This is a genomic window from Euzebyales bacterium (assembly GCA_036374135.1).
Classification (GTDB): Bacteria; Actinomycetota; Nitriliruptoria; order Euzebyales; family JAHELV01; genus JAHELV01.
In genome coordinates this window covers 1-12,081 of the sequence record DASUUK010000026.1, presented here as the reverse complement: position 1 = coordinate 12,081, position 12,081 = coordinate 1, and the positions used below count along the sequence as shown (strand labels likewise).

General features: G+C 70.3%; 13 protein-coding genes. 4 read left to right on the top strand and 9 right to left on the bottom strand.

Annotated features, from left to right (window positions below; translation table 11 throughout):
* The 6 genes from VFZ70_04055 to VFZ70_04030 all read right to left on the bottom strand — a co-directional run.
* Positions 1 to 293 (bottom strand): group II intron maturase-specific domain-containing protein (locus VFZ70_04055; protein ID HEX6254965.1); only part of this gene is annotated, 293 nt, incomplete at its 3' end.
* Positions 290 to 1,249 carry a group II intron reverse transcriptase/maturase gene (ltrA, locus tag VFZ70_04050; GenBank protein ID HEX6254964.1) on the bottom strand — a complete coding sequence of 320 codons (960 nt, stop codon included), beginning with the start codon at positions 1,247 to 1,249 and terminating at the stop codon, positions 290 to 292. The genes ltrA (VFZ70_04050) and VFZ70_04055, both read right to left, overlap by 4 nt.
* Positions 1,250 to 1,529: 280 nt before the next feature.
* Positions 1,530 to 2,921, bottom strand: coding sequence for a group II intron reverse transcriptase/maturase (ltrA, locus tag VFZ70_04045; protein HEX6254963.1), 1,392 nt, complete (start codon positions 2,919 to 2,921; stop codon positions 1,530 to 1,532).
* 1,146 nt (positions 2,922 to 4,067) lie between these two features.
* A complete protein-coding gene (locus tag VFZ70_04040) occupies positions 4,068 to 4,274 on the bottom strand; it encodes a hypothetical protein (GenBank protein HEX6254962.1) in 207 nt (68 codons plus the stop codon).
* Positions 4,275 to 4,437: 163 nt separating this feature from the next.
* Positions 4,438 to 4,848, bottom strand: coding sequence for a PIN domain-containing protein (locus VFZ70_04035; GenBank protein ID HEX6254961.1), 411 nt, complete (start codon positions 4,846 to 4,848; stop codon positions 4,438 to 4,440).
* The gene (locus VFZ70_04030) at positions 4,845 to 5,093 is read right to left on the bottom strand and encodes an AbrB/MazE/SpoVT family DNA-binding domain-containing protein (protein HEX6254960.1); all 249 of its coding nucleotides are present in this window, start codon (positions 5,091 to 5,093) and stop codon (positions 4,845 to 4,847) included. Before VFZ70_04030 ends, VFZ70_04035 begins: the two co-directional genes overlap by 4 nt.
* A gap of 397 nt (positions 5,094 to 5,490) precedes the next feature.
* Here VFZ70_04030 and allB point away from each other — a divergent pair, with 397 nt between their 5' ends.
* The 4 genes from allB to VFZ70_04010 all read left to right on the top strand — a co-directional run bounded on the left by allB (position 5,491) and on the right by VFZ70_04010 (position 10,308).
* Positions 5,491 to 6,849, top strand: a complete 1,359-nt coding sequence (gene allB / locus VFZ70_04025; protein HEX6254959.1) for an allantoinase AllB — start codon at positions 5,491 to 5,493, stop codon at positions 6,847 to 6,849.
* A complete protein-coding gene (gene alc, locus VFZ70_04020; protein HEX6254958.1) occupies positions 6,846 to 8,336 on the top strand; it encodes an allantoicase in 1,491 nt (496 codons plus the stop codon). Before allB ends, alc begins: the two co-directional genes overlap by 4 nt.
* 186 nt (positions 8,337 to 8,522) lie before the next feature.
* Positions 8,523 to 8,864: a hydroxyisourate hydrolase gene (uraH, locus tag VFZ70_04015; protein ID HEX6254957.1), complete on the top strand. Its 342-nt coding sequence runs from the start codon at positions 8,523 to 8,525 to the stop codon at positions 8,862 to 8,864.
* Between the two features lie 43 nt (positions 8,865 to 8,907).
* A complete protein-coding gene (locus VFZ70_04010; protein ID HEX6254956.1) occupies positions 8,908 to 10,308 on the top strand; it encodes a hypothetical protein in 1,401 nt (466 codons plus the stop codon).
* Positions 10,309 to 10,626: 318 nt separating this feature from the next.
* Here the strand turns inward: VFZ70_04010 and VFZ70_04005 are convergent, their stop codons facing one another.
* From VFZ70_04005 to VFZ70_03995, 3 genes are all read right to left on the bottom strand, one after another.
* Positions 10,627 to 10,899, bottom strand: coding sequence for an OsmC family protein (locus VFZ70_04005; GenBank protein ID HEX6254955.1), 273 nt, complete (start codon positions 10,897 to 10,899; stop codon positions 10,627 to 10,629).
* Entirely contained in the window at positions 10,900 to 11,100 is a 201-nt protein-coding gene (locus tag VFZ70_04000) for a hypothetical protein (protein HEX6254954.1), read from the bottom strand.
* A gap of 449 nt (positions 11,101 to 11,549) precedes the next feature.
* The gene (locus VFZ70_03995) at positions 11,550 to 11,849 is read right to left on the bottom strand and encodes a cupin domain-containing protein (protein ID HEX6254953.1); all 300 of its coding nucleotides are present in this window, start codon (positions 11,847 to 11,849) and stop codon (positions 11,550 to 11,552) included.
* Positions 11,850 to 12,081 lie beyond the last annotated feature (232 nt).

The following is a 12,081-nucleotide window of genomic DNA, read 5'->3' as shown; positions in this document are numbered from 1 at the left end:
TACTTCACGGTGCCACGCAGGCGGAACAGGCCGTGGGCTTCGAACCACTCGCGCGTCCACGCATCGGCCCGCCCGGCGTGCAGGTTGCGGCCATATCGCCTGATCAGCAGACGCTTGAGCCGCCACACGACGTAGCGGTCGAGCTGCGTGAACTTGTCGGCGGCGTTGCCGGTGCGAAAGTAGTTGCCCCAGCCACGCAGCACCCGGTTGATCAGCGTGATGATCTCCCGGATGTCCTGGTGACAACGGTCGGCGCCGGTCAGCGCTTTGATCCTGGTACGCGCCCGCTTCATCGACCGTCGTGAGGGCCAGCGGTGCAGGTAATAGCGGCGGATACCGCGTTCCAGCAGCCGACCCGACACACGGGCGTGGAAGTGGCAGCCGAGGAAGTCAACGCCCTCCCGGCCTTCCCGCAGGCCAACGACCTTCGTCTTGTCCGGATGCACTGCAAGCCCAACCCGCTCAGGATCTGTTCAACCCTGGCGAGTGCCTGCTCGGCCTGCGCCCGGTCACGGCACATGACGACCCCATCATCGGCATACCGGATGAGGATGCCGTCACGGTCGTGGTCCCAGACACGGTCAAGCTCGTGCAACACGATGTTGGCCAACAACGGCGAGCACACCCCACCTTGCGGCGTCCCAGCGACCGTCTGCCGGTACGCCCCGTCGACCATCACCCCGGCCTGCAGCATCGTGCGGATCAGCTTGAGGACCCGCCGATCCGACACCCGCCGCGCGACCAGCCCCATGACCACGGCGTGGTCGATCGAGCCGAAGAAGTCGGCGATGTCGAACTCCGCGACGAACTGGTGCCCGCGCGGGAACGCCGTACGCACGGCCTCCAACGCGTCAGTGGCGGACCGCTTCGGCCGGTACCCATACGAGCACGACACGAAGTCGGCCTCAAAGATCGGCTCACACACGATCTTGGTCGCCGCCTGCACCACCCGATCGCGGACCGTGGGGATCCCCAGCGACCGCACACCACCGTGCGGTTTGTCGATGTCCACACGCCGGACCGGCGCGGGACGATACGACCCTGTCTCGAGATCGCGGCGCAACTCTCGCAGCATGCGGTCCACGCCATACGCCTCGACATCGGCCAGCGTCCGTCGATCCACGCCGGCCGCGCCGCGATTGGTCCGGACCCGCTTCCACGCCTCCTCCAGCACGTCACGCCGGAAGATCCGGTCATACAGGGCGTGGAACCGCCGCTCCGTAGACTGCTTGGCCGCAGCCCATAGCACACGTTGCAGTCGTTGCACGTTCGAACCCGCCAGCTCACGCCGACGATGATCTACGACAGGCCCAGATTGCCTGCCGAGGTGATGGGACCGAGCGGTCCCGGCCATGCCCTTGCGCGTACCCGCTCGGCGTGCGTGACCAAAGTCGGGGTCCTTCCCTGACCGCGGGTTGTGTTGTCCCCCGGCTCGTGGCGGTGTCGGGTCGGGGGAGGTCGCGGACCTCACGGCCGCTTCCTCCGCCCGCCCTTCCGAACGGCCCGTGCGGTTTTCCCGCAAGCCGCTCTCACCGGACGTAGCCCTTCTGGCGGTAGTAGTCCTGCATGGACGGAATCAGTCGCAGGAGGTGCACGAGCCCCAGCTCTCCATAGAGCTTCGATTCGGGTAGCCACCGCCAGGCGGTGTTGCGCCACCGTTTGGTCACGAAGCTGCGGACCCGCCGCACGATCCACCCGTCAAGACGATGAAACAGCCGCCGCACATGCGCACGCCGGTAGTACATCCCCCACCCACGGATGATCGGGTTGAGCTCGGCCAGCATCCCACGCAGGTCCTTGGGGTTGCGGCGGTTGGTCGCCGTCCGCACCTTGTCTTTGAACCGTCGGATCGACCGGTCGGAGGGAACCGCGTACAGGCCCGGACCTCCGGACTTGTACCGCAGCCCTTTCCCGCGGCCGATCTTGTAGCCCAGAAACTCGAACCCGGCGGTGATGTGACAGATACGGGTCTTGTCTGGATGTAGCTGCAACCCGAGGTCGTCCTCGAGCACCGCGCGGGCGCTCGCCAACGCCCGCTCCGCTTCCTCACGGGAACGACACACGATCACCCAGTCATCGGCGTACCGGGTCAGGGCGAACCCCTGCTGAGCCATCCGCTCGTCAAAGACGTGCAGATAGATGTTGCTCAGCAGCGGCGAAGCCACCCCACCCTGAGGCGTGCCAGCGACCGTGCGTTCGTAGATGCCGTCCCGCAGCACGCCGGCCGTGAGCATCTGCCGCAGCAGACTCAACACCTTGCCGTCGGCCACCCGGCCCGCGACCCTGTCGAGCAGGATCTCGTGGTCCAACGTGGAGAAGAAGTCAGCGATGTCGGCGTCCACGATCCAGCAACCGCCGCGCTGCAGCTGACCCCAGATCCGTCGCATGGCCTGATGCGTCGAGCGACCCTTGCGGAACCCGAAACTGGTATCCGCGAAGGTCGGCTCGAAGATCGGCCCCAGGACCTGCACCAGCGCCTGCTGGCACACCCGATCCATGACGGTCGGAATGCCCAACGGACGCTTCTTGGTCGACCCCGGCTTGTCGATCTCGACCCGCTTGACGGGCCGCGGCCGATAGCGGCCGGACTTGAGCCGGCGGTGCAACACGTCGAGATAGTGATCCCGGTCCTGTTCGAACCGGGTGATGGTCACACCATCGACGCCGCCCGCGCCCTTGTTCTTCTTCACCTGCTGCCACGCCCGCGCCAGATTGCGCGGGTCATAGACCCGGCCGGTCAGCGAGTGCGCCTTGCGTGCTCCCATGCTGATCCTGCCTACCTGGCATCCCTGCACCGCGACACGGGTGGCCTTGCCGCGCCGCAGCGCGCTGTCGGCCTCAGCGACGACGCCTCGGTCATTGCCGCAGCAACCATCAGTCCACCGTCGCCTACCCGCCCGCGCCGCGGCGCGGTCCGCCATGTCCGGCGTGACCCCTTCCCCGGACTCGGTGCCGTTTGGGTCACCGTCCGCCGCCCCTCGACCGGGGCGGTCCCGGAGTTTCTGTTGTTCTCCGGTTCACCAGTACCGCGGGTCACTCCGACTTCTCGCACGACATCGGCGGCGACTTCACCCTCGCGGCTTATACGCCCACCTACCCGCCCCGTCGGGCGGGACCGTACGAGACCTCCCGGGGTAACGCGTGCTGCTTTCACGCCGTGCCGCCCGCACACACCTTGTTGCGTCCAGGCGTTCCAAGTACTTGCTTCGCCCCCGTAATGCGGGCTCGCTTCCGCCTGGATCTGGCCGACCGGTTCGCCATCTCGGCTACGGCCCGGCGTTTCGCCGCAAACCCTTCAGACCCCACCTCACGGTGGGCGCCCTGTCCTGCACGACCAGCCACGAAAGCTGTCACCCGAACACGACCATGACCAGCAACGCGCGGTAGGCGGATGGCGTACACGCCGCGGCGTTTCCCCCGCGACGCACAGCACTTGCCACCATGACCCGTCACCCGGTCACCCTCCCGCCCGGACCCCCGCGACCCGCCGCGCCCGGCGAGGCGTTACCCCCGCCTTTGGCTACGGACCCCGCTTGGAACGGTCCGACTGGACTTCCACCAGCTAGCAACACGCGCCGCCCGGCGCACACTACAACCCCGTCGGACTTCCGCTGCCCTCCACCCGGGTTCACCATCGGCTTATCCGGACGGTCTCTCGCCGGACGTCGGCGTGGACAGACGGATCTCTCCTGTTCCGAACCAGACCGTGCGCGCGTGCCACTGCCCCTACCCCGGAGGGACCTGGCAGGCTGACCCCGGACCAGGGCACCACCAGACATGGCCTTCGCCGTGACAGGAGCGGCTCGGCTCCCCCATTGTTCCTGTGTCGAGGCTGCAGGATTCGCTTCACGCTGCGGCCCGCGCGCTTGCTCCCTCCAAAGAGGCTCTTGACACCCCGCTCAGCCCCTCGGATCTCTCCTCGGGACCGGGGCCTGCTACTGGGCGCTCCGGTACCTACCCAGACGGGACTCCCACCCGCTGGCCTGATCCAGCTTCCAGGACGCAACATGGCACGCAGTGTAGGAGCAGTGCCGGTCGCGCCGACAGACGCGGATCCCCGCGCTCACTCACGTCGACGGCCCGGCGACCTCGTACCGGCCCATGATCTGGTCGGCGGTCACGAGGCACAGGTTGTCCACCATCGCCTGCGCGATGAGCATGCGGTCGAACGGGTCGTTGTGATGTGGTGGCGACGGCTTCGACGTCGAGCTCGCGGCGTCCGACGTGGTCTTGATCTCGGCCTCCCACAAGCTCGCCGCGCTGACGAATGCCATCACCGAGCCATCGGCAGTCGCCGAGCGGGCATCCCCGGACAGCCGCGGGTCGTCCACGAGCCACCACAGGTACACGTGCGCACGTCGTCCACGTTCCCTTGGGTCCAGTTCCAGAAGGTCCGGGATGATCCTTCCGACCTATGTCGGTACGTCGCGTTTCCGCTCAGCCAGGCCGCAGTGGTTGAGGCTCGAGGCGCGTGACGGTCACGACCCGGTCGAGCGACCGGTCGAACGAGGCGATCGTCGACACGTCGGTGCACTCGGCGCAGGCGACGAGGTAGGCCTCGGCGAAGTCGATGCGGTCGACCTCGTAGACCTCGATGGCTCGCAACAGCAACGCCGGGTCGACGCACACGATCGCGTCAAAGGCGATCAGCGAGCGCATCGCCTCGGCGACCTGCACCCGTGGCGTTTCGTAGAACGACCCGAGCACGTCGACGGTCTCGGCAGCGATCAGGTCGGTCAGCAGCAGCTCAGTCGCCGCCGCAAGGAACGCGGTCGCCCGAGCTGCGAGTGGCTCGGGGTCACCGGTCAGGTGACGTACCAGGATGTTGGTGTCGACGAACGCGGTCACCGGCGTGTCGCGGCCCGCGCAGCCCGCGTCCTGCGCAGCACGTCGTCCCACGCCGTGTTCCGCTTCGCCGCCGGCACCGCCACGGTGCCGGCGAGCTCCAGGAACGCCGGGGTACGCGCCAGTACCGCCCGGTTGCCCTCGACGCGGAACACAACCTCGTCACCGGCTTTGATCCCGAGCGCATCCCGCACGGCCTTGGGGACGGTCACCTGTCCCTTGGACGACATCCTCGCGGCGGCATCCACACCAAACTCCTTACTTGTGATGTCCGGTAAGGATACCTGAGGCGGTCCTGGAGACGGATCAGCCCGCCGCGCGCGGCTCGGCGCATCCATGCTGCTGGCTCGTCGATCAAGGTTGGCATTCGGTCGGCGAGCTCGACAGGCACATGGTGGGGCCCGCCGACCTCCGGTGACGTGTCGTCGGTCAACAGATCGCCGACGACGGACCACATGTGCGCCCGATCAGTGTCTACCTCGTCGGGCAGATCCAACGCCGCAGCACGCGAACGCGATTCATCGGCGGCCAACGTGCGCTAGATGACCCACAGGGGCTGGCGACTGCCTCGCGGCACCGTGGCGCCGATGTCCGGCGTTGGCCGACGGCTTGCGGTGTGGCCCGCGACCCGTCAGGGTTCTGCCGATGGCTGCGACCGCGCTGACGCTGCGCTCCACGCGTGTCGTGACACCGGACGGCGTGGGCCCCGCGGACGTCCACGTCCGCGGCGAGGTCATCGCGGACGTCACGCCGGCGTCGTCCCCGGCCACTGGAACCGTCCTCGACGTCGGCGATGCGGTCGTCTCGCCGGGGCTGGTTGACATCCACGTGCACGTCAACGAGCCGGGCCGCACCGACTGGGAGGGGTTCGCCACCGCGACGCGCGCCGCGGCTGCGGGTGGCGTGACGACGTTGCTCGACATGCCGCTGAACTGCATCCCGCCGACGGTCACCGATGCGGCCCTGGCGGCCAAGCGCGCGGCCGCAGTGGGACGGTGCCACGTCGACGTTGGCTTCTGGGGCGGCATCGTCCCGGACAACGTCGACGACCTCGCGGATCTGCACGCAGCGGGTGTCTTCGGGTTCAAGGCGTTCCTGGCCGACTCGGGTGTCGACGAGTTCGGCCACGTCGACGAGACGCAACTCGAGGCGGCGATGCGCCGCCTCGCCGACCTCGACGCATTGACGCTGGTCCACGCGGAGGACGCCGACGTCATCGCGTCCGCCGCCGGAGCGCTCGACGCCGGCGACCCGCGTGCCCACGCGACGTGGCTGGCGTCACGCCCCGACGAGGCCGAGGTGCGCGCCGTCGCCCGCATCGGCCGTCTGGCGGCGACCACGGGCGCACGGGCCCATGTGCTGCACCTCTCGTCGGCTGAGGCGGTGACCCCGCTGCGACACGCCGCGCGGGGTGGGGCGCGCATCACCGCCGAGACCTGCCCGCACTACCTGACCTTCGCCGACGAGACGATCCCGGTGGGCGCCACGTCGCACAAGTGCGCCCCGCCGATCCGCACCGCCGCCAACCGCGAGCGCCTGTGGACCGCGCTGGCCGACGGCACGATCGCCGTCGTGGCCAGCGACCACTCACCATGTCCACCGGAGCTGAAGCGACGCGGCAGCGGCGACTTCGTCCACGCCTGGGGTGGCATCTCGTCGCTGCAGCTCGGGCTGTCGTCGGTGTGGACCGGGGCCGTCGACCGTGGCCACGTGCCGATCGACGTGATCGAGTGGATGAGCTCGGCGCCCGCCCGCCTGGTCGGCCTGCGCCGCAAGGGCGCGCTCGGGCCTGGCAACGACGCCGACCTGGTGGTGTGGGATCCCGACGAGACGTGGGTCGTGGATGCTGCGGCGTTGGAGCACCGCCACCCGCTCACGCCGTACGACGGTCTCGAACTGCGTGGTCGCGTGCGTTCGACATGGCTGCGGGGACGGAAGATCTACGACGACGGCGCCGTGATCGGCCCACCGACGGGACGCCTGCTGCACAGGGAGGAACGATGACGCTGGTCGATCTGGCTGACCGCCGGCTGGGCGGCATGGTGCTGTCGGCCAGCGACGAGTGGTTCGCGGCCAAGGAGCACCTCCTCGACGCGCACCCCGCCGCGTTCGACCCACACCGCTACACGACCCGCGGCAAGCTCATGGACGGCTGGGAGACGCGGCGCCACTCCCCCACCGGCGACGACTGGGCCATCGTGCGCCTGGGTGCCCCTGGCGTCGTCCGCGAGATCGTTGTCGACACCACCCACTTCAAGGGCAACGCCCCGCAACGCTGCGCGCTCGACGGATACGTGTCGTCCTCGCCGCTGTTGGACGACGCCCGGGGCGTCGAGTGGATGCGACTGCTCGCCTGGTCGGAGCTCGAAGCTGACCACTGCAACGTGTTCGCCGTCGGCACCGGACCCCGCGTCACCCACGTGCGGCTGCGCATCGCGCCGGACGGCGGCGTCGCGCGACTGCGCCTGCTGGGCGAGGTGGTGCAGGACCTGCGCGCGATCGCGGACGCCGGCGGGCGACTGGACGTTGCGGCTGCGGTCAACGGCGGCGCGATCGACGAGGCGAGCGAGGAGTTCTTCTCACCGGCGGCGAACCTGCTGCAGCCCGGCGACGCCCGGGACATGGGCGACGGGTGGGAGACCCGCCGGCGGCGCTATGACGGCCACGATTGGGTGGTCGTGCGGCTGGCGAGCTCGACCGCGGTCGAGCGCATCGAGATCGACACCACCCACTTCCTGGGCAACCACCCCAGGTCCTGCGCGATCGACGTGTCCGGGCGCAGCCAGGCCCACGGCGGGCAACTGACGATCACCGACGACATGTGGGACGAGGTCATCGCCGCCACGCCGCTCGGCCCCCACGCGCGCCACCGGTTCGATGTCGACCAGCCGCGGACCGCCACCCATGTGCGACTGCGCATCATGCCGGACGGCGGCGTCGCGCGGCTGCGGGTGTTCGGGCGCGTCACGGACGACGGCTGGCGGCGGTCGGGCGTGCGCTGGCTCGACGCGGCGACCGACGCGCGGGCGCGCGCTCTGCTGGCGCACTGCTGCGGGTCGTCGCGCTGGGTCGACGGGATGGTGGCCCGCCGACCGTTCGGCCGCTTCGACGATCTGGTCGCGACGGCGGACGAGATGTGGTGGGGACTCGAGCCGGAGGACTGGCGCGAGGCGTTCGCCGCGCACCCACGCATCGGCGACCGCTCGGGGCCGGAGCACACCCGACGTGAGCAGTCCGGCACGGCCGGCGCCGATCCCGAGGTGCTCGACGCGCTGGCGGAGGGCAACCGCCGATACGAGCAGCGCTTCGGCCATGTGTTCCTCATCGACGCGGCGGGCCGGTCGGCGTCCGCGATGCTCGACGAGTTGCACACCCGGCTCGACAACGAACCCCACGACGAACGGGAGGTGGCCGCGGAGCAGCAGCGGCGGATCATCCGGCGCCGCCTCGATGCAATGATGCGTCCGGACGGGAGGACCGATGATGGCTGACCATCGCACCGCGACGCGCAATGACCATCACGGCGCATCGCCCTGCGCCGGTCACCGACCGATGCGCCCCGCGCCGGTGCCGGCGGACCCACGTGATGGCCGCACCCGGGGGTCGCGGGCCGTGGCGATCACCCACGACCGGTTCGGCGACGGTGGACCCGGGCGGACCGCCCCGGTGGTGAGCACGTGAGTGTCTCCACCCATGTGCTCGACACGTCCCGGGGCGTGCCAGCCGAGGGCATGCCGATCGTGCTGGAGGCCGCGACCCCGGAAGGCGGCTGGCAGCGCGTCGGCGCCACGACGACGAACGCCGATGGCCGTGCGCCCGATCTGGTCGGGGATGACGCGGTCGACCGGGCAGGGGTGTACCGGATGACGTTCGACACGGGCGCCTGGTTCGGCGCGCGTGGTGCCGACGCCTTCTATCCGCTGGTCCAGGTGCAGTTCGAGATCGTCGACGCCGGCGAGCACCACCACGTGCCGCTGCTGCTCAGCCCGTACGGCTACAGCACGTACCGCGGGAGCTGACGCGCGTGGCTGTCCGGGCGGCCGGTCGCGGGGGCGGTGACGCATGACACTGCGAACCACGCTCGACGCCGGCGCGACCGAGGACGTCGTGGCCGTCATCGAGGCCGCGGCCGACGCGTACGAGGCGCGACGGCGGCGCGGGGCGTGGCACGGACGCCAGCCGGTCCACACCGCGTACGTACCGGCCGACCGGTTCGACGCGGGCACCTTGGCGGCCTGGGGTGTCGAAGCCGCCGGTCTTCTGGACCGCCATCTGGCGTCGCCCGACGACATCGCGGAGGTCTTCGGCATCGACCGCGCCATGGCGCCCGAGGTACGCGATCGCGTCGCTGCCAAGCTGGCGACCGAGCCGGTCGAGGACCTGCGGATCGACTTCGAGGACGGCTACGGCGAACGTGGCGACGACGTCGAGGACGCCGACGCGCGGCGGGCCGCGCTGGTGATCGCAGGCCCGGGCCCGCCCGCATTCGTCGGCCTGCGCGTCAAGTCGTTCGCCGACGGACGACACCGTCGGGCGCTGCGCACGCTGGACGGGTTCGTCACGACGCTGCTCGACGCGACCGACGGGGCGCTGCCCGACGGGTTCGTCATCACGTTCCCGAAGATCGTCGCGGTCGCGCACGTCGAGGCGTTCGCGGCGTTGCTGGACCGCCTCGAACACGCACTGGGCCTGCCGGAGCGGAGCCTGGTGTTCGAGATCCAGATCGAGACGACCGAGTCGGTGCTCGGCCACGCCGGTCGCGCCCCGCTGCCGGCGTTGGTCGACGCGGCCGCGGGCCGCCTGGTCGGCGCCCACTTCGGCGTGTTCGACTACACGGCGGCCTGCGGGCTCCCCGGCGATCAGCAGCGGCTGGACCATCCCGCGTGCGACTTCGCGCGGCACGTGATGCAGGTCACGCTGGCCGGCACCGGCATCCGCCTCGCCGACGGCTCGACCAACCGCACGCCCGTCGACGACTCCACCGAGACCGTGCGCGCCGTGTGGGCGCACCACGCCGCGCTGGTGCGCCACAGCCTGACCCACGGCTTCTACCAGGGCTGGGACATGCACCCGTCACACCTGGTCAGCCGCTTCGTTGCGGTGCACGCCTTCCACCTGGCGCATCTGGACGACACGACGGCGCGGCTCGCCACATGGTCCGCCACCCAGGGCCGGGGCGGTCACGGCGGTGTCGGAACCGGTGGCGCTGCCGAGACCGGCGGCGGGAGTGCTGCCAAGACCGACGACGGCAGTGCCGGGACGGGCGGCGATACCGGCGCGGGCGGAGCGGACGCCCCGGAGGACGACGCGGCCGGCCCATCGACGGGCGTCGTCGACGAACCCGCGACCGTGCGGGCGTTGCTGGCGTCGCTGCGTCGCGCGGTCGACTGCGGGGCGATCGACGCCGACGACGCCTGCGCGTCTGCGGGCATCGATCGCGCGACGCTCGACAGCGCCGGATGACGCCCGACCGGTCCGCGACGCGCCACCGAGCCTCTAGTGGGGCGACCTATCAACGCATCCGCACGAAGATCGCCCCACAGCGGACGTCACACTCCTGCGGGGCGACCCATCAACGCATGCGCACGAAGATCGCCCCACAGCGGACGTCACGCTCCTGTGGGGCGACCCATCAACGCGTCCGCACGAAGATCGCCCCACACGGGACGCGGTCGAGGATCACGTCCATGCGCCCCGCCGGTCGAGCTCCCGGGCCGGGCGCCGGCCCCCACGCGATCGACCGGGGTCGACACCCGTCCGTCCCACGCAGGACGTGCGCGCTCACGCCGCCGTCAGCTCCAGCTCCGTGGTGATGTCGATCGCGTCCCGGATCGACCGTGCCACGGGACAGTGATCAGCATGGACGGCGTGCGCGCGGTCGGTCTTCGCACGGTCCGCAGCATCGTCGACCTGTAGCTCGTAGCGCACGTGCACCCGCTTGAGCACGAGCGTGCGTCCTTCGGTCTCGATCTCGCCGGTGGTGTGTCCGCGGAGACGACCGTCTCCGGCCGGGATGCCGCGCGCCTCGAGCGCGCCCCCGAACGTCCCGGTCAGTCACCCGCCCGCGGCCGCGACCAGGTAGTCGATCGTCGTGACGTCGGGTGGGAAGTCATCCGGCGACACCCCGTAGTGCTCAGCGACTGCGCCGTGGACGCCGAAGGTGATCGGATCATCGCGACCTGGCACGGTGGCGCTGCGGATCGGTCCCCGCTCGCGCGTCACCACGACCTTGGACGTGTAGACGACCTCACTCATCGCCTGACCTCCCGGCGAACTCCGGTCCCGGTCTGCCCCGGGCACCACTGTCAGCGTCGTCGCGATCACGCCGACCGAAACGCGGCACCCCGACCACGCATCGCACGCGCAGCTCGCGACGCCGCGCGACGTCACCCGCGCAGCGAGCGGCGGGCACGCCGCCCCACGCCGACGGCGGCTCACGCCGCCAGATCGTCCATCCACCTGCGATCGGCGTCCGGCAGCGCCTCGCGCCACGCTCGCTCCTGGCCGTCGGGCGGCAGGACGTGGCCGAACTCCATATGTTCTCCGGGGCGAGCTCACGCAGATACATCCACACACCGAGGTGGTCCAGATCGGCGACGTCGCGTACCCCCTCCGAGATGCGCTCGATCAACCGCCCACGTGTCGCCTCGTCCCGACCCGCTCGGATGTGCCCCACACACGCCGCATCCGCCCCCGCATGCCGCTCACTCCTCGACGGCGACCTCGCCGCACTGGACACCTTCCGGTCCGACCGTGGCGGCGTGCTCGGTGTCGGCCTCCACGTCGAGGCGGTCGCCGGACGACAGCATGTGGTCCTCGCCGTCGACGTGGAAGATGATCGTCCCGGTCACGCAGTACAGGACCTTGTGGTACGCATGCACATGCGGGGCGTAGGTGTCGCCGGGACCGTTCGACCACCACCGTGGCCTGCCGTGCTGCGCCAGCAGTTGCGCGATCTCGTCCCGTCCGAGCCGCTGCTCGGCGTTCGTCACCCAGGCACCCATGTGCGTCCTCCTACCCCACGGTCGGGTCACCGAGACCTGATCGACAGTGGGCCGGTCGACGTGCGCGACGACACCGCCGCGCAGATCGCCAGATCGGCACTAGGCAGCGCACCAGATCGGACGCACACTCGGATCGGCGTCGACAAGGAGCGCGCATGCGGATGACCCGCGGTCGTTCCTCACCCGGCCGGCTGACACGATGGCCGTTGTGGGCCAAGCCTGCGCTGGCCAT